Origin of the sequence: Buttiauxella ferragutiae (genome assembly GCF_022637515.1) — a bacterium.
GTDB lineage: Bacteria > Pseudomonadota > Gammaproteobacteria > Enterobacterales > Enterobacteriaceae > Buttiauxella > Buttiauxella ferragutiae.
In genome coordinates this window covers 1,386,769-1,408,882 of sequence record NZ_CP093332.1, presented here as the reverse complement: position 1 = coordinate 1,408,882, position 22,114 = coordinate 1,386,769, and the positions used below count along the sequence as shown (strand labels likewise).

Below are 22,114 nucleotides of genomic sequence, written 5' to 3'. Positions count from 1 at the left end.
TTGTGAAAACGTATACACTAAATTGGGTATTTTTACTGACGAAGGAACCAACATGGTCTATCAGGCAAATTCTGCACGTTATGAATCAATGGAATATCGTCGTTGTGGACGCAGCGGTTTAAAACTCCCGGCGATTTCGCTGGGCCTGTGGCACAACTTTGGCGACACCACGCTTCTGGCTAACAGCCGCCAGTTATTACACCGTGCTTTTGATTGCGGTATTACCCATCTGGACTTGGCGAATAACTACGGGCCGCCTCCAGGTTCGGCAGAAGAAAACTTTGGCCGCATCCTGCGTGAAGATTTCCTTCCATATCGTGACGAACTGATTATTTCGTCAAAAGCGGGATACACCATGTGGGATGGGCCTTACGGTGACTGGGGTTCTCGTAAGTATCTGATTTCAAGCCTTGATCAGAGCCTGAAGCGCATGGGGCTTGAGTATGTCGATATCTTCTATCATCACCGTCCGGACCCGGAAACCCCGCTTGAAGAGACGATGCGCGCGCTGGATAGCATAGTGCGCCAGGGCAAAGCGCTGTATGTCGGCATTTCAAACTATCCGGCAGAACTGGCTGCTCAAGCCATTGATATTTTGAATGATCTGGGTACACCATGCCTGATCCACCAGCCTCGTTATTCGATGTTTGAGCGTTGGGTTGAAGGCGGTTTGCTGGATGTGCTGCAAGAGAATGGCGTCGGCAGTATCGCGTTTTCGCCTCTCGCAGGCGGCCAGTTGACCGATCGTTATTTGGACGGCATCCCTGCCGATTCCCGCGCAGCCAGTGACAGCAAGTTCCTTAATGCTGAGCAACTCACCGAGGTAAAACTGGAAAAAGTGCGTAAATTGAATGCGATAGCACAACGTCGTGGGCAGAAGCTTTCGCAGATGGCGCTGGCGTGGGTACTGCGTGGTGACACAGTGACATCGGTTCTGATTGGTGCAAGTAAGACCAGCCAAATTGATGATGCGGTGGGGATGTTAGCAAATCGTCATTTCAGCGCCGCAGAGCTTGCCGAGATCGAAGAAATTTTAGTGTAACCGCTAACATTGAATGGTCAATTGTTAAACTAAATTAGCAAAAAGTGCTCTACCCTGCGAATTAGGAGTTGTGGCGATGAAACACTTAGTTACCACAACTTACTATACGGATAACAAGCCGCCCTGGCGGTTACCGTGTATGAGGAGAGAGTATGTTCAGGTCACTGATTCTTGCGATTGCATTACTGGCATCTGTACCGATGATGGCGAATGCGGGCGAAATCACCCTGCTGCCGTCGGTGAAGCTTCAAATTGGCGATCAGGATTATCGCGGTAATTACTGGGATGGTGGCGGCTGGAGGGACCGCGATTACTGGCATCGTAACTATGAATGGCGCGATCGCGGTTGGCACCGTCATGACAATGGTTACCATCGTGGCTGGTATAAAGACCGTGGCCGTAGCAGCTTTGAGAAGGGCTACCGCGCGGGCTGGAATGACCGGGATGACCATCGCGGCCCAGGACGTGGTGGCCGTGGACATGGTCACGGCGGCGGTCATCGCCACTAATACTTAACGGTGGGGGATTATCACCCCCACCGTTTTCACTGTTACAGCCCCAACACCGTCCCAATCAGCAGCCACAAATTCAACGCAACCACTATCGCCACAATCACCCACCCCGTTGTTTTCACGACGCGTGTATTGACTAAATCGCCCATCAGTTTGTCATTGCTGGTAAAAATCAGCAGTGGAACCAGTGCCAGGGCAATCCCGAAACTGAGTAATACCTGGCTCATCACCAGGATGCGAGTGGGATCAAGCCCCATCAGAATCACAATGAATGACGGTGCCATGGTCACGGAGCGGCGAACCCATAGCGGGATATAAAAACGCACGAAGCCCTGCATCACCACTTGCCCGGCTAACGTCCCCACCACAGTAGACGACAAGCCCGCAGCAACTAAGCTTAAACCAAAGATGGTAGCCGCCGAGTGACTGAGCAACGGTTGCAGTGTGAGATAAGCTTCGTCGAGGTCAGCAACACCGGTATGGCCCGTGAAGTGAAATGCCGCGGCGGCGGTGGCCATCATCGCCAGGTTAACAAATCCGGCGATGGTCATTGCTATCGCCACATCCCATTTGGTCGCTGAATAGCGTTCGGCCCGATTGCCACCATGTAAATGTTGGGTGAGCGACGAGTGCAGATAGATAACGTGCGGCATGATGGTGGCGCCAAGCACACCCGCCGCCAGAAATACCGCTTCGCTGTTTGGCAGGCTCGGGATCAACATACCCTTGCCCAGTTCCACCAGTTTAGGCTGTGAGAAAATGAGTTCGACAATGTAAGCGGCTGCGACAAATAGCAATAACCCGCCAATCACTTTTTCGAGTGGTTTTTGGCCGCGCCGTTGCAGCATCAAGATTAAGAACGTGGCAATACCTGTCAGCACCGCGCCCTGCAATAAAGAAACACCGAGGATTAATTTAAAACCAATCGCCGCACCAATGAATTCGGCGAGATCTGTCGCCATGGCAATAATTTCGGCTTGTACCCAGTAAAGCCAGACGACCGGGCGCGGATAATGGTCGCGAATCTGTTCGGCAAGATTTTTACCGGTCGCGATGCCGAGTTTTGCAGACAAGATTTGGATGAGCATCGCCATCAGGTTGGCCCAGACCACCACCCACAGCAATTTATAGCCAAAGCTGGCCCCCGCCTGGATGTTGGTGGCAAAGTTACCAGGGTCGATATAACCAATGGCAGCAATAAAAGCCGGCCCCATCAACGCCAGGCGTAATCTGCGCGCTGTGCGAGTACCACTATTTTCAACGCGAGTATTAGTCATCATCTGCCTCTGAGATATAGCCTTTGCTATGTTTCAAGCTAGCAAAAGTGAGAATGATTATCAAATTCATTTAAGGGACAAAAACTGATTTCTTCTATAGTTTGAAACAATGAGGGATTTTTAGGCGCCGATTAACGAACCACAATGAAGACAACAACTATTATGAAGATATGTGCATTGACGCAACTTTTACCTTCTTTACTTAACATAGCAGAAATGTATGGTTGATCACTAATTTTGAGATTGGTCACATGTCATTACTATAGTGTGCGATTGCTCTCGTTTTCTTATTGCTTGTTACATAGAATGTGCAACGAAATTAAACCTGCCTCATAATATTTGGAGCAAATATGTCCCGCGTTCTGCATTTTGTTTTAGCGCTTGCCGTGGTTGCGTTGCTTGCTTTGTTGCTCAGCAGCAATCGTAAGCAGATCCGTATTCGCTTTATCGTTCAATTGTTAGTGATCGAACTCATTCTCGCCTGGTTCTTCCTGAACTCAGAAGTGGGCCTGGGCTTCGTGAGAGGCTTCTCAGAAATGTTTGAGAAACTCCTGTCGTTCGCTAATGAAGGGACAAACTTTGTATTCGGTAAGATGAATGACGAAGGACTCGCCTTCTTCTTCCTGAAAGTACTTTGCCCAATCGTCTTTATCTCTGCGCTGATTGGTATTTTGCAACACATTCGCGTGCTGCCAATTGTTATCCGCTTTATCGGTACCCTTCTGTCTAAAGTGAATGGTATGGGTAAACTGGAATCCTTTAACGCCGTAAGCTCACTGATTTTGGGACAGTCAGAGAACTTTATCGCCTATAAGGATATTCTCGGTAAGATGTCCCGCAACCGCATGTACACAATGTCCGCTACGGCCATGTCTACTGTGTCCATGTCGATTGTCGGCGCTTATATGACGATGCTCGAACCTAAATATGTGGTCGCAGCGCTGGTATTGAACATGTTCAGTACCTTCATCGTGTTATCTCTTATCAACCCATACCGTGTTGAAGAGAGCGAAGAAAACCTGCAGATGTCTAATCTGCACGAAGGTCAAAGTTTCTTCGAAATGCTCGGTGAATATATCCTGGCAGGTTTTAAAGTTGCGATTATCGTTGCCGCAATGCTGATTGGCTTTATCGCTTTGATCTCTGCATTGAACGCACTGTTTGCAGCTATCTTCGGTATCTCCTTCCAGGGCATTCTGGGTTACATCTTCTATCCAATAGCCTGGGTGATGGGTGTTCCTTCACATGAAGCCCTGCAGGTTGGCAGTATCATGGCAACCAAACTGGTATCGAACGAATTCGTTGCGATGCTGGATCTGCAAAAACTGGCGGGTACGCTCTCCCCACGTGCGGAAGGTATCCTGTCTGTGTTCCTGGTGTCGTTTGCTAACTTCTCTTCTATCGGGATTATCGCTGGTGCGATTAAAGGCCTGAACGAAGAACAAGGTAATGTGGTTTCTCGCTTCGGCTTGAAATTGGTTTATGGCGCAACGCTTGTGAGCATTCTGTCTGCTTCTATTGCAGGCCTGTTCTTGTAATCCTGACGCTACAAACAAAAACCGAGGCTTACGCCTCGGTTTTTTTATGCCTGAAATTTATCTTCACCCAACCAACACACCTGATTTCTTCCGCGTGCTTTGGCCCTGTACATACGCATATCCGCAAGGGATTGGATCTGCTCAAGCATGTATTCAGGATGTTCGCGATACGACGCGACACCCAGCGATGCGGTAACAGGTAACTGCGAGCCATCTTCAAGAATCAGCGCCGATGACTCAAGCTCCCATTTGATACGTGTCGCCACCTTGATCCCGGTTTTAAGGTCAGAGTTTGGCAGGTAAATACAAAACTCCTCACCGCCTATACGCCCCAAAATATCCTGTTTACGTATGGCACGCTGGATACGCCCAGTGGCGTGGATCAACACATTGTCACCGACCTGGTGTCCATACATATCATTGACTTTTTTGAAGTGATCGAGATCCAATAGAACAAGGGTGTAATCGACATAATTAGGGCTGACTTGCGATGTTTTCTCAAAGAAACCACGCCGGTTAAGTACTCCGGTCAAATCATCATGAAGCGCATGATGCTGCATTTCACGTTGTAAATTGCCCATATTGCCCACCAGGCGGCAAATAATGCGATGTGCTCCTAAAAGAGAAAGCACAAAAATCAAAAACATCGTGACGAGAAGTAGACTGAATCGCCCAAAATCTTCGTGCAGCCCCTGGCTCAGGGTTTGGGTGCTCACCAGAACCGAGTGTGTCCCTCTCAGCTTACCAAAAGTGATAAATACCGACCCGGAACGGAAAGTGCCGCGCGGTTTATCAATCAACATCTTGAGAATGGTTTTCTTCTGCTCCACGTTCAGCTGTACGTTGTTTTCCGCACCCACCGCTTTTGTCAGCGGTTTTAACTGCTCATCATATAATCGGTAGGCACTTTGCGTCCCTTCAGGTAATGAAGAGGCAAGAAATTTCTGTACTGACTGATTATCAAATGCAATGCCCAACAACCCGACCCATTCACCACCAAAATCGACTGGTATCGCCGCGTTAATCACTGTCTCATCGCTGTTAGCGATGTTTTGCCGCGTCCAGAATGGTGCGCGCCGGGGATTCAAAAGCGGTGAAGCCAATACGAAACTACCCTGCTTTTCGTGCGGGTTATAACTATTGATCAGTTGCTCGTTAACCTCTTGCGATAAAGAGGCGATAAATTCACCTTCACGCGAGATATAGTACAAATCGGCAAGCAGTTCATGTTCCCCGGTTGCCAGCGGGAAAAGCCCCTGTATTTTACGCAACCCATTGAGTTGATTACGCACTTCCTGTGATTCTTTGCCCTGAAAAGCTTCATCTTCAGTGACAGTATCAGGCAGGGGTAACTCGCCTATCCATAGTGGCCTTTGAATCGCATTCTCATTAACTTCCCAGGGAGCCACCGGGCTACCAGGAAAAATCGGATCATCCATCGCTTCAATAAAAATTCGTTTTAAATAGCGAAGATTATCAACCTTGTATTGTGCTCTGCTTTCAAGCCGCGCAATCACGCTTTCCAGGTGGCTTAACTGCCCGGTGCGATAACCCTGGCTAAACAACTGCCCTTGCTGCCAGAACAATATGGCGGTCAGGACAAAAACAAAAATAAAGCACAGATGAATAACACGCAGTGTGTTGGCCAACGGTAAACGGAATCTATTCGCTCTGGAAGTGCTCACAATAAAGTCCTGTGATCAGATGCTCGCAACATACTGCTACCTTAAAAAGTATGGACTGTATTAAGAGGCTCTGGTTTGCCAATCAGATAACCTTGTAAAAACTCTACGCCAAGGCTAAGCAAAAGGGTGCGCTGTTCTTCAGTTTCAACAAACTCGGCAACGACACTGAGTTGCTTCGCTTGTGCCATGTCACATATTGATTTAACAATCAGCGGATCAAGCGAGTCCGATGTGATGTCTTTGATGAAACACCCATCAATCTTGATAATGTCCGCATGAAGCCGTTTGAGTCTTTCGTAATTGGCATAGCCAGTGCCAAAATCATCAATAGCAATTTTAAAGCCGCTTTCACGCAGCAGCGTGATGTTCTGCATTGAGATTTCTGATTCTGAAAATGCCTGTTCCTCAGTAACTTCAATAATTACACTGCAGGTTGGCACCTGATATTCAGCAAACAAGGAAACAATGTCATGAGCGATATCTTTTTGCATTAACGTCAGTGGCATAAGATTGACAGAAAAACGCGGTTGTTGGCTTTCGACAGCATGTTGCTGCAGGAAACTCACCAGTTTCTTCATGATTAGCATGTCGAAGCGGGTACTGAGGTTAAATTCAGTGATCACAGGAATAAACTTATCCGGCGTAATAACTTCGCCCTCTAATATTAAACGACTGAGTATTTCGTGATAGCCCTTCCCCTGCACATTCATAACGGGTTGGGCATACAGCACAAAAAATTGTTCATCATTCAAAGCATGTTTAATTTTTTGCAGAAGTAAAACGCGATCTGTCGTCTGGCCTGAAACATCTTCAATTCGGGTATTCAGACTTAGCACACGCCTGCTGGCACAAGCCTGTTCAGACAGATAACTTAATTGCCCTAATGTATGGTGTAATTCAACAAGGTCATTATCGATAGCGCTATAAGATGCACTGTACTCAATGTCCAGCATAGTGTTATGCCATTTTATTTGTTTACTATTGAGTGTATCGACCATATTACCGAGTCGTGCAGCAGCATCCTGAGTATGTAAAAATATTAATAATTCACTGCCAGGTAATTGAAATACCTGTTCACCTTGATGTAGCAAAGGGGTTAATTGGCTGGTGATAATACGTTTACAGTCAATACGCATCATCATGCCATAATGGCGACTTAAAAATTCCAGATTAGACATACGCAAGCAACACAACGTCCCTTTTGGATAACATTGCACATGATGTTCCAGCGCACGAATATTCGGTAACTGAGTTAAGGGGTCAGTCAGGGCTTGCGAACGATAAATACGCTTCATCCACTCATTTTTCTTGAACATCGACGTCATATACACCATACAGACGCTAAATGAGATAAATACCGAGAGAATAAAGGACAGAGCAAATTCAGTATTTACCCCATACAGGAAACCATCGTTATAGGTCAGCAATAACCATGCAGAAATCGCCCACATTAGCCCCATGATACGCGGGCCGAAATGGCGGATTCCGAGAGCAAATAGCACGAAGATGACCGGTACCAGATAGCCAGAAACCTGCAGAACCCCCCAGGAGGAACACAAAACCCCCAGCAGAGTTATTAAGCAAAAGACCCAAGTCCAGGAGTAACAACGGCGCGGCCCAACAAAATCACGCACCACACAACGGAGCCAGAATGCGCGCGCATAATAAGGATTCAGGATCATCCTTAATGGGTAATAGAATAAAGGGGTAAAAATAAGCGATGCGGCAACCAGGCTTTGGAAATCGACCACCATGAAAATAAGTGAGTTATCACCGAAATACGCTGCAACCCGAGCAGGAAAATGAATATATATTCCGGAAATATACATCAATATTTTAATAAGGAATGGGACAACAAAACCAAGCAAAAATATCCTGATGCCAATACCTTTATCTGCTAAACCATGACGCCAGCGTGCACCAAGATAATAACGAGCCATCATGCAACAAACTGATATTGCAGAGACCAGACAAAGGACAAATATCACCACCGCAAACCAGGATATTTTCAAGCAGAATGAATATGCGATGATTGAAGCTATTATTAACGGAATAATACCTAACCGCCCATAGATAAGCACCATGGCGATCATGAAACTTATTGGAAGGTATGCGAGATAAATCTGCTTAGATTCAACAACTGTAGCGGGTGAGATGTAGCGAGAAAGAGGAACAAGCAGAAGGCTTAAAACCAGTGCTGTGACGGATTTTTTTATCATTTTTCGGAAAGTCATAAGCTCTGGAGTGAGTATTCTGCATTGTTTGGCAGCGTTATTCGGTGATGAATAATACGTTTATTTATTGCGCAAATCAAGTTTGCGGAATACCACATCTCTTTAATTTACTTCATCTTTTACACATCCCAACAAAGAGAAATAGTTTGATATATTCACCAAGTGAATAGATGTGTAATAAATGTCGCTGGTGTGCGGTGATTTTGAGTTTTTTTGTTATTAAAACGAAAAAACCCCCGCCATCAGGCGAGGGTTTTATATTTTGGTGGAGCTAAGCGGGATCGAACCGCTGACCTCTTGCATGCCATGCAAGCGCTCTCCCAGCTGAGCTATAGCCCCACGAAGGGTCTTACTGTGTAAACGGTTCAAATCTTGCTGGTTAAGATTTGGTGGAGCTAAGCGGGATCGAACCGCTGACCTCTTGCATGCCATGCAAGCGCTCTCCCAGCTGAGCTATAGCCCCATACCGTGAACACCGTGTCGTATCGACGGGCGGCATCATATGAAACCCATTCAACAGTGTCAACGGCAAATTCTTGTTCTGCGGTTGATCGTCGAAAAAGCAAACAATGTGAACAAAGCTAATTGCATATCATGATGCTGTAGTTAATCCTGTCACAGTTTCCAGTAAAATGATCCTCTAAAATGAACCACTAATAACCCCTTTGGACTTAAGGAAAAACTGTGCTCAAGGAACGTATGACCCCAGAAGAGCTGGCGATAATTACCGGTTACAGTCGTCAAACAATCAACAAATGGGTACGTAAAGAATGTTGGCTCACCACGCAAAAACCCGGTGTTCAAGGTGGTAAAGCTCGGCTGATTCATGTTGACGAACGTGTACGCGATTTTATTAATAGTGCAAAACGTGTTTCTGAGAAACACAGCAACTACCACGTTAATGACACTTCCCTGGAAGGCCTTCTGCTTAATTCGATGAAACAGATGTCGATAGTTGAGCAAGAAAAGTTGTCTGCACTGCTTCTTCGGGAAGGAATTGCGGGAGTTTTAAAACGTTTAAGTATTCGTGATGAATAAGACGAGTATTAAAAAGCCGGCATAAGCCGGCTTGTTAGCAAGTACTCTATTTATTACCGTATGCGTTACTGTTGTGCTTCACGCTGTGCAATAAATTCCAGCGCCTGGTTGATACGCGCAATAGAACGTTGTTTACCGATTGCATGAACGGTGACATCCAGACCAGGTGACTGCCCTGCTCCAGTAACCGCTACGCGCAGTGGCATGCCAACTTTGCCCATACCCACTTCCAGTTCATCAGCTGTTGCCTGAATTGCGTTATGCACGTTTTCTGCTGTCCAGTCAGTTAACGCTGCCAGTTTGTCACGCACCACTTCCAGTGGCTGACGCGCAACCGGACGCAGGTGTTTCTTCGCAGCATCCGCATCAAACTCACTGAAGTCTTCGTAGAAGTAGCGGCAAGTTTCAGCCATCTCTTTCAGAGTTTTGCAGCGATCGCCAAGCAGTTTCACCAGTTCAGCCAATTGCGGGCCATTACGGGTATCAATATTTTGCTGCTCGATATGCCATTGCAGATGCGTGGCAACATATTCAGGTGCCAAATGGTTAATGTAGTGGTGGTTCAACCACTGCAATTTTTCCGTGTTAAATGCGCTGGCAGATTTGCTGACTGAATCAAGGGTGAACAGCTTGATCATCTCTTCACGCGTGAAGATCTCTTGATCGCCGTGTGACCAACCCAAGCGCACCAGGTAGTTCAGCAAAGCTTCAGGCAGATAACCATCATCACGATATTGCATGACGCTTACGGCACCGTGGCGTTTAGAAAGCTTTTTACCGTCATCGCCATTAATCATAGAAACGTGCGCATATACCGGAACAGGTGCATTCAACGCTTTCAGGATGTTGATCTGGCGAGGTGTGTTGTTGATATGGTCTTCACCACGAACAACGTGGGTGATTTCCATATCCCAGTCATCGACCACCACACAGAAGTTATAAGTTGGGGAACCGTCGGTACGGCGAATGATCAGATCGTCTAGTTCCTGGTTGCTGAATTCGATTGGGCCACGGATCTGGTCGTCGAAAATCACAGAACCGTCTTGCGGGTTGGCAAAACGCACCACACAAGGTTCGTCTGCCGCGTGATGTTCATGACCGTGACGGCAGCGGCCGTCGTAACGCGGCTTGTCGCCATTCGCCATTTGTTCTTCGCGCAGCGCTTCAAGGCGTTCTTTAGAGCAGTAACATTTATACGCTGTGCCCGCTTCCAGCATTTCATCGATAACCGCGTTGTAGCGATCAAAACGTTTGGTCTGGTAGTACGGGCCTTCGTCCCACTCAAGGCTCAACCAATTCATGCCATCCATAATAGCTTCGATAGCTTCTGGGGTTGAACGCTCAAGATCAGTGTCTTCTATACGCAGCACAAACTCGCCGCCGTGGTTACGAGCAAAAAGCCATGAGTAAAGAGCAGTACGAGCGCCACCAACGTGCAAATAGCCTGTTGGGCTTGGCGCGAAGCGAGTTTTGATTTTCATTAAACGGCCTTAATTACGCAAAAGTGCCGGGAAACCGGCAAATGCCAGGGAATATTTAGTCGAAAACATTCTACCACTGTGTGCTGATTCCTCAATGTCGATACCTTGTGTTCTCAGCAATCCTTATATTCTGGTGATAAATCAATCACCCATGGATATTTGGCGATCGCATTGTTTATTTTTACGACGAACAAACAAAATCTTTAGAAAAGGCGTTGACTCATTTTCAACTCTCCCTATAATGCGACTCCACACAGCGGGGGTGATTAGCTCAGTTGGTAGAGCACCTCCTTTACACGGAGGGGGTCGGCGGTTCGAGCCCGTCATCACCCACCATCCATTAGTGAGTGATACCGCAGTGTGTAGTCATTAAGAAGTACAGTAAGAGATAAGATTTGGGTGATTAGCTCAGTTGGTAGAGCACCTCCTTTACACGGAGGGGGTCGGCGGTTCGAGCCCGTCATCACCCACCATTATCTACTCTTGCGATAGCAGTACCGAAGTTTGGGTGATTAGCTCAGTTGGTAGAGCACCTCCTTTACACGGAGGGGGTCGGCGGTTCGAGCCCGTCATCACCCACCATTCGGGGCGTTAGCTCAGTTGGTAGAGCAGTTGACTTTTAATCAATTGGTCGCAGGTTCGAATCCTGCACGCCCCACCAATGTAGAAAGGCGCCCTAAAGGCGCCTTTTTGCTATGCGCGATTCGGGCGGGATTTGAACCTGCTGCAGGTTCAAGCTGAGTGCTGCGAAACAACATTGCCGCTTACGCTAATTTCCCCCTACAAAACCTCATTATTATCAAATAGCGGATCGCCCTGGCGCGCTGCAGTTAACTGCTGGGCCTGTTGACGGACAACCTGCCAAATCGCCTCCGCTGCACGCGATAGCGAGCGATTTTTGCGCCGTACCAGCATTAATTTCCGCTCCACCACCGGGACAAGTGGCCGCACAACCAATGGTCGGCCTTGCGGTAATGGCAATGCAAGTGCGGGAAGTACACTAATGCCGATTCCAGCTTCAACCATAGGATACAGTGTCGCCGGATGACCTATCTGCTGCACAATATTTGCCTCAATGCCCTGGCGCATTAATGCATCATCGATCAATGGTCGACTGCCCGATGCATAATCCTGCAAAACCAGATTTGTACCTTGTAGATCCTGCCATGGAACCTGTTTGCAGGCAGCAAATGGATGGTCATTACGGCACAGTAATAAAAAAGGCTCAGATAGCACAGCCTCACAATCCAGATCGCTTGCCTGAATGGGGTCGATAACCATGCCAAAATCCACTTCCCCCTGACGAATACTTTGCAGCACCCACTGCTGCGGACGGTCATGTAGCACGAAGCGAATAGCAGGATATTTCAGTGCCGCCGCCGCAATAGATTGTGGCATCAAATGAGCGGAAATAGTCTGGCTTGCCGCAACTCGCACGGTACCGCTTAGTTGGTGGCCGACACTGCGCGTGTCCAGCAATGTACTGGTCAACTCTTCCAGCAACCGCTCAAGCCGTGATGCCAGTTGTTGGCCCGCATCCGTCAGCACAACTTCGCGCGTGGTGCGATCCAACAGTTTTACGCCTATTTCATTTTCCAGCTCTTTCACGCTGTGGCTGACTGCCGATTGGCTCAGGCCAATTTGCTCCCCTGCCCGGCTAAAACTTCCAGCATGAGCCACGGCAACGAAGACTTTTAACTGACGCAGAGAGTAATTCATCTGTTTTTTTCATTAATGTATTCAATAAATCAATTTTATTTCTAAAAACGATAAAAGCACAATGGCGCGATAACAGTTTGAGGAATGATGATGAAACTCTTTCGCGTGCTCGACCCTTTTACGATGACGTTGATTGTTACCGTACTGCTGGCGTCTTTCTTCCCGGCTCAAGGTAGTTTTGTGGGCTTTTTTGAAGGGCTAACAACTGCGGCTATTGCATTGCTATTTTTTATGCACGGCGCAAAGCTTTCGCGTGAGGCAATTATCGCGGGTAGCAGCCACTGGCGGCTGCACTTGTGGGTGATGTGCAGCACCTTTGTACTCTTCCCGGTATTGGGTGTTTTGTTTGCCTGGTGGGCACCAGTTAATGTCAGTCCGGAAATTTACACCGGCTTTTTGTACCTTTGCATTCTGCCTGCCACCGTGCAATCTGCCATTGCCTTCACTTCACTTGCCGGAGGGAATGTTGCTGCGGCCGTATGCGCCGCTTCCGCTTCAAGCCTGCTCGGTATTTTCCTCTCGCCATTGTTAGTTGGCATGGTGATGCACGTCCACGGCGCAAGCGGTAGCCTGCAACAAGTCGGCAGTATTATGTTGCAGCTGCTGGTGCCATTTGTCGCCGGGCATTTATCGCGCCCGTGGATTGGTGATTGGGTTGCGCGCCATAAAAAATGGATAGGTAAGACTGACCAGACATCAATTCTTCTGGTTATCTACACGGCGTTTAGCGAGGCGGTCAGACATGGAATTTGGCACAAAGTCGGTTTAGGTTCACTACTGTTTATCGTTGTTGTGAGCCTGATATTGCTGGCCATTGTTATCAGTATCAATATGTTCGTCGCCAGACGTCTGGGTTTTAGTAAGGCGGACGAAATTACTATCGTGTTCTGCGGTTCAAAAAAGAGCCTGGCGAATGGTATTCCGATGGCAAATATCTTATTCCCGGTCGCCACCGTGGGGATGATGGTGCTGCCACTGATGATCTTCCACCAGTTGCAGCTGATGATTTGTGCTGTTCTGGCAAGGCGTTACCAGAAAGAGACTCAAGTGGCGGCCAAAGCCGCCACCGACAATGCTTAATTAATGCCGTTTGAGGGGCTTAACCAGCCCCTCTAACCCTTCAGTTTTAATCAGCAATGTGAGCCTCATCAACTCACCCAGATGGCCTTGCGGAAACTCATCTTTGCGAGCAAACCACAGCAAATATTCTTCCGGTACATCGATCAACACGCGGCCTTTGTACTTGCCGAACGGCATCACAGTATTGGCTATCTCAATAAGCTGTTCTTTATCCATTTCATTCACCCAATAAGCGAATCATTTCAGCTTCATCAATCACCTCAATACCCAGTTCCTGAGCTTTAACAAGCTTAGAACCCGCCGCTTCGCCCGCGATCACCAGATCCGTTTTCTTCGACACACTACCTGCCACTTTTGCACCTAACGCCACCAGACGAGCTTTCGCATCGTCACGCGACATGATGTTCAGCGAGCCAGTCAGCACCACCGTTTTACCGGCGAAAGGGCTGTCAATTTCTTCGGCTTTGATAACCACGGGAGCTGGCCAGTGGACGCCCGCTTCTTCCGTCAACTGGCGGATCACTTCACGGTTGCTCTCTTCGGCAAAGAAGTTAAACGTATGAGTAGCCACCACAATGCCGACGTCAGGAACTTTTTGTAACTCCTCGATGCTCGCAGCAGACAGCGCATCAAGCGTACCAAAGTGAGCGGCTAAACTAGCAGCTGTCGCTTCGCCGACTTCACGAATACCGAGTGCATATAAGAAACGCGCAAAGGTGGTTTCTTTGGCTTTAACCAACGCATCAACCACGTTTTGCGCAGACTTCGGCCCCATGCGGTCGAGCCCGGTAAGTTTACCCGGCGTCAAAGTAAATAGATCGGCTGGGGTGTGAACGTATTCTTTCTCCACCAGTTGATCGATGATCTTGTCGCCCATCCCGTCAACATCCAGCGCACGGCGCGAGACAAAATGCTTAAGCGCTTCTTTACGCTGCGCACCACAAATCAGGCCTCCGGTGCAACGAGCTACCGCTTCGCCTTCCACACGTTCAACGTCTGACCCACAAACCGGGCAATGAGTCGGGAAAACTATCTCTGCGGTGTTCTCCGGGCGCTCAGATTCCACCACACCAACAACCTGTGGGATAACATCGCCAGCACGACGGATGACCACGCGATCACCGATTCTTAAGCCCAGGCGCTCAATTTCATCCGCATTATGCAGTGTGGCATTACTGACCAACACCCCCGCGACCTGAACAGGTTCAAGACGTGCAACCGGGGTAATAGCGCCAGTACGCCCAACCTGGAATTCAACGTCACGAACAAAGGTCATCTGTTCCTGAGCCGGGAATTTAAACGCCACTGCCCAGCGTGGTGCACGAGCAACAAAGCCGAGTGTTTCTTGCAACGCAAGCGAATCTACTTTGATGACTACACCGTCAATATCAAAGCCGAGTGTTGGGCGGTCGGCCTCAACCTGGTGATAAAACGCCAGTACTTCTTCTGGTGTGTTGCACAGACGAATGCGGTCGCTAACTGGCAGGCCCCACTCTTTGAACTGCTGCAAACGTGCATGATGACTGGCTGGCAATTCACCACCTTCAAGCAAGCCGACGCCATAACAGAAGAAGGTTAATGGGCGTTTTGCCGTAATGCGAGGATCGAGCTGGCGCAATGATCCGGCCGCCGCATTGCGAGGGTTGGCAAAAATTTTTCCGCCCGTACGGCGCGCTTCTTCGTTAATTTTCTCAAAGCCCGCCTGTGGCAGGAACACTTCACCACGTACTTCCAGGCGGCGAGGAAGATTTGTGCCGCGCAATTTGAGTGGAATAGCACGAATGGTACGCACGTTGGCGGTGATATTTTCACCCGTCGTACCGTCGCCACGCGTGGCAGCACGAGTCAATACACCGTCTTCATAGAGCAGGCTTACCGCCAGGCCATCCAGTTTCAGTTCACAGCAAAAAGTCACGGCTTCGGTGCTTTTTAAGCGGTCCTGGACACGCTTGTTAAATGCCAGGTAACTCGCTTCATCAAAGGCGTTATCGAGCGACAACATCGGCACTTCATGGCGAACTTGGGTAAATTCGCTTAAAGGTGCAGCCCCTACGCGCTGTGTCGGTGAATCGGGGGTAATGAGCTCAGGATGCGCTTCTTCAAGTGAGCGCAATTCCCCCATCAGGCGGTCGTATTCCGCATCAGGGATTTCTGGGTTATCAAGCACATGATAAAGGTATTCATGATGGCGAAGCGTGGTTCGCAGTTGAGTAATTTGTTGTTCGATTGTGTCCATATCGCACCATCAATATAAAAAACCCCCGACATGCGGGGGTTTAGGGAGAAACATGTTCAGGATGGGTATCAGTGGGTTGCGTTTGCTTCAACCACTTCGCGGATACGATCCTGATATTCACGCATTTTTTGCGGCGTCATCATGCGACGTTGATCATCAAGCACAACACCACCGACTTCATCAGCAATATGCTGAGCAGACTGAAGCATCAGCTTAAAGTTCTGCGCCGGGTCGCCATAAGATGGTACCTGCATGAAGATTGTCACGCCAGGCGTTGCAAAATTCGTCATGCTTTCTGGGTCAAACGAACCTGGTTTAACCATATTAGCGAGGCTGAACAGAACCGGGCCACTACCATCAGGACTCAGATGACGGTGGAAAATATTCATTTCGCCAAAAATAAAGCCCGCCTGCTGAATACTGTTTAACAGCACATCACCGTTAATCATACTGCCCGCATGAGCCGAGACATTAAGCACAATCACCGTTTCTTTACGACGTTCCGGTGGTTCTGGTGTCGGAGCCGGTTGAGCAACAGCCGGTTCAACCGCAGGTTCTACGTGCTGAACTGTTGGCTGTTGAATCGGAGCTTGCGGTGCCACTGGCGGTACAACAGGCTGTTGTAGCGCCGGTTGTGGGGCTTGATGGACCGCCGGCTGCACATGCTGTTGAGGTGCTGGCTGGTGATTCGTCGGTGCGACTGGCACTTCCTGACGCGGCATGACCGGTTCAGGCTGACGCACAGGCGAACTCTGACGTGGTTCAGCAGAAGCGTAAGGTGGCTCGTATTGGTGTTGAGGTGCTTGCGGCTGACGAGGCATTTCTGGCTCGCGAGTCACTGTTTCTGGCGCAGGAGTTACCCGACGCACACGCACCTCACCTACTCCATCATCTTGCTCATCGTCAGCCTCGTCGCCATCCGGCTCGTATTCGTCACGCTTAGACTTCATGCGCTTCAATGGACGATCACGAAAAACGGATGAACGTTCCTTACGACTCGTCCACAGACCGTGAACCAGTAAGGCTATTATGGCGATCGCGCCAACAATGATTAATATCAGACGCAAATCCTGCATCATTATATTCTCTGTTGTTCTAACACCTTGCCACCGCGGCAAACATTTACTCACTAAGAGTATTTGCCCATCTGCTCAAGTGCAAGTCCGCACAGAGTTTTCTCAGCATAAAGATGGACTGAAATCGACTTTTTGCTGTTTTTTCGACCATTTCCTAATAAGTTTTTCTGCTGACACTCAGTTATGATGGATATGCATGTCAAAGCAAAGCCCAAAAAGGAGTTCGTTCAGATTATGGTTTCACCATCAGGAAGCGTGCCACGCAGTGGCGTTTATTATTTTTCGCAGGGCTGGAAGTTGGTCCGTGAGCCTGGAATCAAACGTTTCGTGCTCATGCCGCTATTGGTCAATATTTTACTGATGGGTGGCGCATTCTGGTGGCTATTTTCACGCCTGGATGTGTGGGTTCCAACCCTACTTTCATACGTTCCAGACTGGTTGCAGTGGTTAAGCTATTTGATTTGGCCTGTGGCAGTGGTCTCTATCCTGTTGGTATTTGGTTATTTCTTCTCGACCATTGCGAACGTGATTGCCGCACCATTCAACGGATTGCTGGCAGAGCAACTTGAAGCGCGTCTGACAGGGAGCACCCCGCCAGATACCGGCGTGTTGGGCATCATGAAAGATGTCCCACGGATTATGAAACGCGAATGGCAGAAGCTGTCCTGGTATTTACCGCGTGCTTTGGTGCTGCTGGTGCTCTACTTCATACCGGGCATCGGCCAAACTGTTGCACCCGTTTTATGGTTCTTATTTAGCGCCTGGATGCTAGCTATCCAGTATTGCGACTATCCGTTTGATAACCATAAAGTGCCATTCAAGGAGATGCGCATTTCGTTGCGTGAGAAGAAAGGTATTAACATGCAGTTTGGTTCGCTGATCAGTCTGTTCACACTGATTCCTTTCCTGAACCTGGTCATCATGCCGGTTGCGGTCTGCGGCGCGACCGCGATGTGGGTGGATTGCTATCGCCCAAAACACGCCATGTGGAAGTAGTTTTTTCTGGAGCGGTTTCTACCGCTCCTTATTCCTTGTTATTCCTTCTTGCTACAGCTTATTACCCTTCTACATATAGATATACGATTTCTTTACTTCCGCATAACTTCTAAGCAGGTATGCTGAAGAGGTTTCCCAAATTTCATACAGTTAAAGGACAGGCTATGAGCAAGATCTATGAAGACAACTCTCTGACAATCGGTCATACGCCGCTGGTTCGCCTGAACCGTATCGGTAATGGACGCATCCTGGCAAAGGTAGAGTCCCGCAACCCGAGCTTTAGCGTCAAATGCCGTATCGGAGCCAATATGATTTGGGATGCCGAGAAACGCGGTGTACTCAAGCCGGGAGTCGAGTTAGTTGAGCCTACCAGTGGTAACACAGGTATCGCCCTGGCTTACGTTGCTGCAGCGCGTGGCTACAAGTTAACGCTAACCATGCCTGAAACCATGAGTATTGAACGTCGTAAACTGTTGAAAGCACTTGGCGCTAATCTGGTACTAACTGAAGGCGCGAAAGGCATGAAAGGTGCAATTCAGAAAGCTGAAGAAATCGTTGCCAGCGATCCAGAAAAATTCCTGTTGTTGCAGCAGTTCAGTAACCCGGCCAACCCAGAAATCCACGAAAAAACCACAGGCCCAGAAATCTGGGAAGATACTGACGGCGAAGTCGATGTCTTCATTGCCGGCGTAGGTACTGGCGGTACGCTGACCGGCGTGAGCCGCTATATCAAAAACACCAAAGGCAAAACGGATCTGATAAGCGTGGCCGTTGAGCCAACGGATTCTCCAGTCATTGCTCAGGCGTTAGCAGGTGAAGAAATCAAGCCTGGGCCGCACAAAATTCAGGGTATTGGTGCAGGCTTCATTCCTGGCAACCTCGACCTCAAACTGATCGACAAAGTTATCGCCATCACTAACGACGAAGCTATTTCTACTGCGCGCCGTCTGATGGAAGAAGAAGGCATACTTGCTGGGATTTCATCCGGTGCGGCAGTGGCTGCAGCATTAAAACTTCAGGAAGATGAAGCATTTACCAATAAAAATATTGTGGTTATACTGCCATCCTCCGGGGAGCGTTATCTGAGTACCGCCCTGTTTGCCGATCTTTTCACTGAAAAAGAACTGCAACAGTGATGCCAACCAGGTAGGTTTGAGTAAAAAAGCACCCAAATGGGTGCTTTTTTGTGGCGTCCGTCAAACTTTTAGCTACCCTGGCATTGCGTCACCCTTTCAGGTCTGGTATCTATCCAGCAAATTATTTTGATGCGCGAAATTAATCGAAGTGTGAGATACGTCTGCTGAATCGATTTATCGATTTGGTGCAAAATCACATTTCACGGCATAATGATTAATGACGAGCGAGCCGCGAAGCGCATGGTAAATGTCAGAGCACATTTCGTGGTTCCCGAAAGCATCCTGTGTCGCGTAAAGTCTTCAGTTAACGTCGACGCTAACTATACAGGCTAAAGTTTTGCCACCAGGCTAGACTTTAGTTCCACAACACAAAACCTATAAGTTGGGGAAATACAATGTTCCAGCAAGAAGTTACCATTACCGCTCCAAACGGTCTGCATACCCGCCCTGCTGCTCAGTTTGTTAAAGAAGCTAAAGGCTTCACTTCTGAGATCACTGTGACCTCCAACGGCAAAAGCGCAAGCGCCAAAAGCCTGTTCAAACTGCAAACTCTGGGCCTGACTCAAGGGACTGTAGTGACCATCTCCGCTGAAGGTGAAGATGATCAGAAAGCAGTTGAGCATCTGGTAAAACTGATGGCTGAACTCGAGTAAGTTCTGGGTTCTTCGTAAATATCAGTCACAAGTAAGGTAGGGTTATGATTTCAGGCATTTTAGCATCCCCGGGTATCGCTTTCGGCAAGGCACTTTTGCTGAAGGAAGATGAAATTGTCATCGACCGGAAGAAAATTTCTGCCGACAAAGTTGCGCAGGAAGTTGAACGTTTCTTAAGCGGGCGCGCGAAAGCGTCAGCACAGCTGGAAACGATCAAAATTAAAGCTGGCGAGACCTTCGGTGAAGAAAAGGAAGCTATCTTCGAAGGGCACATTATGTTGCTGGAAGACGAAGAGCTTGAGCAGGAAATCATAGCCCTCATCAAAGATAAATTAGTGACTGCTGATGCAGCGGCTCACGAAATTATCGAAGGCCAGGCGGTCGCGCTGGAAGAGCTAGACGATGAATACCTGAAAGAACGTGCGGCTGACGTACGCGACATCGGTAAGCGTCTGCTGCGCAATATCCTCGGTCTGGCAATTATCGACCTTAGCTCCATTCAGGATGAAGTTATCCTGGTGGCTAAAGATTTGACTCCGTCTGAAACTGCACAGCTGAACCTGCAAAAGGTGCTGGGTTTCATCACCGATATCGGCGGCCGTACTTCCCATACCTCCATCATGGCGCGTTCTCTTGAACTGCCAGCGATCGTCGGTACCGGTAGCGTGACCAGCCAGGTGAAGAACGGCGATTACCTGATCCTCGATGCTGTTAACAATAAAGTTTACGTTAACCCAACCAACGACGAGATCGAAGCCCTGCGCGCTGTACAGCAGCAAGAAGCTTCTGAGAAAGCTGAACTGGCAAAACTGAAAGACCTGCCAGCAATCACTCTCGATGGTCATCAGGTAGAAGTATGCGCAAACATCGGTACTGTTCGTGATGTCGACGGTGCTGAGCGCAATGGTGCAGAAGGTGTAGGTCTGTATCGTACAGAATTCCTGTTCATGGACCGTGATTCACTGCCAACTGAAGATGAGCAGTTCGCGGCGTACAAAGCTGTTGCTGAAGCCTGTGGCTCGCAAGCAGTTATCGTACGTACCATGGATATCGGTGGCGACAAAGAGCTGCCGTACATGAACTTCCCGAAAGAAGAAAACCCGTTCCTGGGCTGGCGTGCTGTGCGTATCGCAATGGATCGTAAAGAGATCCTGCATGACCAGGTACGCGCTATCCTGCGTGCTTCCGCTTTCGGTAAATTGCGCATCATGTTCCCAATGATTATCTCTGTTGAAGAAGTGCGTGCACTGAAAGCTGAGATTGAAATCATGAAGGCGCAGCTGCGTGAAGAAGGCAAAGCGTTTGACGAAACTATTGAAGTCGGTGTGATGGTTGAGACTCCGGCTGCGGCCACGATTGCTCGCCATCTGGCAAAAGAAGTCGACTTCTTTAGTATCGGTACCAATGATTTAACTCAGTACACCCTGGCAGTTGACCGTGGTAATGATATGATTTCACATCTTTACCAGCCAATGTCACCGTCCGTACTGACTCTGATTAAGCAAGTTATTGATGCTTCTCATGCAGAAGGTAAATGGACCGGTATGTGTGGTGAGCTTGCAGGCGACGAACGTGCTACACTTCTGTTGCTGGGTATGGGTCTGGACGAATTTAGTATGAGTGCCATTTCTATCCCGCGCATTAAGAAGATTATTCGTAACACGAACTTCGAAGATGCGAAGGTGTTAGCAGAGCAAGCTCTTGCTCAACCGACAACGGACGAGTTAATGATGCTGGTTAACAAGTTCATTGAAGAAAAAACAATCTGCTAATCCACCGGATGCGGCCCAATTTACTGCTTAGGAGAAGATCATGGGTTTGTTTGATAAACTGAAATCTCTGGTTTCTGATGATAAAAAAGACACCGGAACCATTGAGATTGTTGCCCCACTTTCTGGCGAAATCGTCAATATTGAAGATGTTCCAGATGTGGTGTTCGCCGAGAAGATCGTTGGTGATGGCATTGCAATTAAACCGACTGGCAACAAAATGGTTGCTCCGGTTGACGGCACCATCGGTAAAATCTTCGAAACTAACCATGCTTTCTCTATCGAATCCGATAGCGGCATTGAGCTGTTCGTTCACTTCGGTATCGATACTGTTGAACTGAAAGGCGAAGGCTTCAAGCGTATCGCAGAAGAAGGCCAGCGTGTTAAGAAAGGCGACGTAGTTATCGAGTTCGATTTGGCCCTGCTGGAAGAGAAAGCGAAGTCTACCCTGACTCCAGTTGTTATCTCCAACATGGACGAAATCAAAGAGCTGATCAAACTGACTGGTAGCGTGACTGTGGGCGAAACCCCGGTAATCCGCATCAAGAAGTAATTATTAGATACAGGATTAACCGTCCTGTATTTAAAGAAAAAAACCGGGAATGTCAGCATTCCCGGTTTTTTTTCGTCTGTCGCTAATTC

At 48.4% G+C, this 22,114-nt stretch carries 19 protein-coding genes and 6 tRNA genes; 14 read left to right on the top strand and 11 right to left on the bottom strand.

What is annotated here, in order from left to right:
• Positions 1–52 precede the first annotated feature (52 nt).
• A complete protein-coding gene (gene mgrA, locus MNO13_RS06390) occupies positions 53–1,042 on the top strand; it encodes an L-glyceraldehyde 3-phosphate reductase (protein WP_241939660.1) in 990 nt (329 codons plus the stop codon).
• 152 nt (positions 1,043–1,194) lie between these two features.
• Positions 1,195–1,551 (top strand): DUF2502 domain-containing protein, encoded by a 357-nt coding sequence (locus MNO13_RS06385; RefSeq protein WP_064544618.1) that lies wholly within the window; start codon positions 1,195–1,197, stop codon positions 1,549–1,551.
• 41 nt (positions 1,552–1,592) lie between these two features.
• On the opposite strand, the gene MNO13_RS06380 is transcribed toward MNO13_RS06385, so the two are convergent.
• Entirely contained in the window at positions 1,593–2,831 is a 1,239-nt protein-coding gene (locus MNO13_RS06380) for an Nramp family divalent metal transporter (RefSeq protein ID WP_064544616.1), read from the bottom strand.
• A complete protein-coding gene (locus MNO13_RS24425; protein ID WP_422387212.1) occupies positions 2,824–2,901 on the bottom strand; it encodes a hypothetical protein in 78 nt (25 codons plus the stop codon). Before MNO13_RS24425 ends, MNO13_RS06380 begins: the two co-directional genes overlap by 8 nt.
• 280 nt (positions 2,902–3,181) lie before the next feature.
• On the opposite strand from MNO13_RS24425, the gene MNO13_RS06375 reads away from it, so the two are divergent.
• Entirely contained in the window at positions 3,182–4,369 is a 1,188-nt protein-coding gene (locus tag MNO13_RS06375) for a NupC/NupG family nucleoside CNT transporter (protein ID WP_064544614.1), read from the top strand.
• A 44-nt stretch (positions 4,370–4,413) separates the two neighbouring features.
• Here the strand turns inward: MNO13_RS06375 and MNO13_RS06370 are convergent, their stop codons facing one another.
• The 4 genes from MNO13_RS06370 to MNO13_RS06355 all read right to left on the bottom strand — a co-directional run bounded on the left by MNO13_RS06370 (position 4,414) and on the right by MNO13_RS06355 (position 8,751).
• Entirely contained in the window at positions 4,414–6,054 is a 1,641-nt protein-coding gene (locus MNO13_RS06370; RefSeq protein ID WP_133521993.1) for a diguanylate cyclase, read from the bottom strand.
• A 41-nt stretch (positions 6,055–6,095) separates the two neighbouring features.
• Positions 6,096–8,288 carry an EAL domain-containing protein gene (locus tag MNO13_RS06365; protein WP_241939659.1) on the bottom strand — a complete coding sequence of 731 codons (2,193 nt, stop codon included), beginning with the start codon at positions 8,286–8,288 and terminating at the stop codon, positions 6,096–6,098.
• 263 nt (positions 8,289–8,551) lie between these two features.
• Positions 8,552–8,627, bottom strand: a tRNA-Ala gene (locus tag MNO13_RS06360).
• A 48-nt stretch (positions 8,628–8,675) separates the two neighbouring features.
• Positions 8,676–8,751: transfer RNA gene (locus MNO13_RS06355), tRNA-Ala, on the bottom strand.
• A 221-nt stretch (positions 8,752–8,972) separates the two neighbouring features.
• Between MNO13_RS06355 and MNO13_RS06350 the strand changes: the two genes are divergently transcribed.
• Positions 8,973–9,326, top strand: a complete 354-nt coding sequence (locus tag MNO13_RS06350; protein ID WP_064544608.1) for a YfeC-like transcriptional regulator — start codon at positions 8,973–8,975, stop codon at positions 9,324–9,326.
• Positions 9,327–9,391: 65 nt separating this feature from the next.
• Here MNO13_RS06350 and gltX read toward each other — a convergent pair whose 3' ends face one another.
• Positions 9,392–10,807: a glutamate--tRNA ligase gene (gltX, locus tag MNO13_RS06345; protein WP_064544606.1), complete on the bottom strand. Its 1,416-nt coding sequence runs from the start codon at positions 10,805–10,807 to the stop codon at positions 9,392–9,394.
• A 260-nt stretch (positions 10,808–11,067) separates the two neighbouring features.
• Here gltX and MNO13_RS06340 point away from each other — a divergent pair.
• The 4 genes from MNO13_RS06340 to MNO13_RS06325 all read left to right on the top strand — a co-directional run bounded on the left by MNO13_RS06340 (position 11,068) and on the right by MNO13_RS06325 (position 11,468).
• Positions 11,068–11,143: transfer RNA gene (locus MNO13_RS06340), tRNA-Val, on the top strand.
• Between the two features lie 61 nt (positions 11,144–11,204).
• Positions 11,205–11,280 (top strand) — tRNA-Val (locus MNO13_RS06335).
• A 33-nt stretch (positions 11,281–11,313) separates the two neighbouring features.
• A tRNA-Val gene (locus tag MNO13_RS06330) sits at positions 11,314–11,389 on the top strand.
• Between the two features lie 3 nt (positions 11,390–11,392).
• Positions 11,393–11,468: transfer RNA gene (locus MNO13_RS06325), tRNA-Lys, on the top strand.
• A 119-nt stretch (positions 11,469–11,587) separates the two neighbouring features.
• Here the strand turns inward: MNO13_RS06325 and MNO13_RS06320 are convergent.
• A complete protein-coding gene (locus MNO13_RS06320) occupies positions 11,588–12,526 on the bottom strand; it encodes a LysR family transcriptional regulator (protein WP_241939658.1) in 939 nt (312 codons plus the stop codon).
• Positions 12,527–12,616: 90 nt separating this feature from the next.
• Between MNO13_RS06320 and MNO13_RS06315 the strand changes: the two genes are divergently transcribed.
• Positions 12,617–13,606 carry a bile acid:sodium symporter family protein gene (locus MNO13_RS06315; RefSeq protein WP_064544596.1) on the top strand — a complete coding sequence of 330 codons (990 nt, stop codon included), beginning with the start codon at positions 12,617–12,619 and terminating at the stop codon, positions 13,604–13,606.
• Here the strand turns inward: MNO13_RS06315 and MNO13_RS06310 are convergent, their stop codons facing one another.
• The 3 genes from MNO13_RS06310 to zipA form a co-directional block, all read right to left on the bottom strand.
• Complete coding sequence (locus MNO13_RS06310) at positions 13,607–13,822, bottom strand: DUF3820 family protein (protein WP_034459012.1); 216 nt, start codon at positions 13,820–13,822, stop codon at positions 13,607–13,609.
• Between the two features lies 1 nt (position 13,823).
• Complete coding sequence (ligA, locus tag MNO13_RS06305; protein ID WP_241939657.1) at positions 13,824–15,842, bottom strand: NAD-dependent DNA ligase LigA; 2,019 nt, start codon at positions 15,840–15,842, stop codon at positions 13,824–13,826.
• 68 nt (positions 15,843–15,910) lie between these two features.
• Positions 15,911–16,921: a cell division protein ZipA gene (gene zipA, locus MNO13_RS06300; protein ID WP_064544592.1), complete on the bottom strand. Its 1,011-nt coding sequence runs from the start codon at positions 16,919–16,921 to the stop codon at positions 15,911–15,913.
• A gap of 231 nt (positions 16,922–17,152) precedes the next feature.
• On the opposite strand from zipA, the gene cysZ reads away from it, so the two are divergent.
• The 5 genes from cysZ to crr all read left to right on the top strand — a co-directional run bounded on the left by cysZ (position 17,153) and on the right by crr (position 22,025).
• Positions 17,153–17,914 (top strand): sulfate transporter CysZ, encoded by a 762-nt coding sequence (cysZ, locus tag MNO13_RS06295; protein ID WP_064544590.1) that lies wholly within the window; start codon positions 17,153–17,155, stop codon positions 17,912–17,914.
• 164 nt (positions 17,915–18,078) lie between these two features.
• Positions 18,079–19,050, top strand: coding sequence for a cysteine synthase A (cysK, locus tag MNO13_RS06290; protein ID WP_064544589.1), 972 nt, complete (start codon positions 18,079–18,081; stop codon positions 19,048–19,050).
• A gap of 395 nt (positions 19,051–19,445) precedes the next feature.
• Positions 19,446–19,703, top strand: a complete 258-nt coding sequence (gene ptsH / locus MNO13_RS06285) for a phosphocarrier protein Hpr (RefSeq protein WP_034459025.1) — start codon at positions 19,446–19,448, stop codon at positions 19,701–19,703.
• A 44-nt stretch (positions 19,704–19,747) separates the two neighbouring features.
• Complete coding sequence (gene ptsI, locus MNO13_RS06280; RefSeq protein ID WP_064544588.1) at positions 19,748–21,475, top strand: phosphoenolpyruvate-protein phosphotransferase PtsI; 1,728 nt, start codon at positions 19,748–19,750, stop codon at positions 21,473–21,475.
• A 40-nt stretch (positions 21,476–21,515) separates the two neighbouring features.
• Positions 21,516–22,025, top strand: a complete 510-nt coding sequence (gene crr / locus MNO13_RS06275; protein WP_034459029.1) for a PTS glucose transporter subunit IIA — start codon at positions 21,516–21,518, stop codon at positions 22,023–22,025.
• The last annotated feature ends 89 nt before the right edge of the window (positions 22,026–22,114 follow it).

What these genes read in the sequence shown, in the direction of transcription:
- mgrA (WP_241939660.1), top strand. Translation starts at nt 53, where the DNA reads ATGGTCTATCAGGCAAATTCTGCACGTTATGAATCAATGGAATATCGT.
- MNO13_RS06385 (WP_064544618.1), top strand. Translation starts at nt 1,195, where the DNA reads ATGTTCAGGTCACTGATTCTTGCGATTGCATTACTGGCATCTGTACCG.
- MNO13_RS06380 (WP_064544616.1), bottom strand. Translation starts at nt 2,831, where the DNA reads ATGACTAATACTCGCGTTGAAAATAGTGGTACTCGCACAGCGCGCAGA.
- MNO13_RS24425 (WP_422387212.1), bottom strand. Translation starts at nt 2,901, where the DNA reads ATGAATTTGATAATCATTCTCACTTTTGCTAGCTTGAAACATAGCAAA.
- MNO13_RS06375 (WP_064544614.1), top strand. Translation starts at nt 3,182, where the DNA reads ATGTCCCGCGTTCTGCATTTTGTTTTAGCGCTTGCCGTGGTTGCGTTG.
- MNO13_RS06365 (WP_241939659.1), bottom strand. Translation starts at nt 8,288, where the DNA reads ATGACTTTCCGAAAAATGATAAAAAAATCCGTCACAGCACTGGTTTTA.
- gltX (WP_064544606.1), bottom strand. Translation starts at nt 10,807, where the DNA reads ATGAAAATCAAAACTCGCTTCGCGCCAAGCCCAACAGGCTATTTGCAC.
- MNO13_RS06320 (WP_241939658.1), bottom strand. Translation starts at nt 12,526, where the DNA reads ATGAATTACTCTCTGCGTCAGTTAAAAGTCTTCGTTGCCGTGGCTCAT.
- MNO13_RS06315 (WP_064544596.1), top strand. Translation starts at nt 12,617, where the DNA reads ATGAAACTCTTTCGCGTGCTCGACCCTTTTACGATGACGTTGATTGTT.
- MNO13_RS06310 (WP_034459012.1), bottom strand. Translation starts at nt 13,822, where the DNA reads ATGGATAAAGAACAGCTTATTGAGATAGCCAATACTGTGATGCCGTTC.
- ligA (WP_241939657.1), bottom strand. Translation starts at nt 15,842, where the DNA reads ATGGACACAATCGAACAACAAATTACTCAACTGCGAACCACGCTTCGC.
- zipA (WP_064544592.1), bottom strand. Translation starts at nt 16,921, where the DNA reads ATGATGCAGGATTTGCGTCTGATATTAATCATTGTTGGCGCGATCGCC.
- cysZ (WP_064544590.1), top strand. Translation starts at nt 17,153, where the DNA reads ATGGTTTCACCATCAGGAAGCGTGCCACGCAGTGGCGTTTATTATTTT.
- cysK (WP_064544589.1), top strand. Translation starts at nt 18,079, where the DNA reads ATGAGCAAGATCTATGAAGACAACTCTCTGACAATCGGTCATACGCCG.
- ptsH (WP_034459025.1), top strand. Translation starts at nt 19,446, where the DNA reads ATGTTCCAGCAAGAAGTTACCATTACCGCTCCAAACGGTCTGCATACC.
- ptsI (WP_064544588.1), top strand. Translation starts at nt 19,748, where the DNA reads ATGATTTCAGGCATTTTAGCATCCCCGGGTATCGCTTTCGGCAAGGCA.
- crr (WP_034459029.1), top strand. Translation starts at nt 21,516, where the DNA reads ATGGGTTTGTTTGATAAACTGAAATCTCTGGTTTCTGATGATAAAAAA.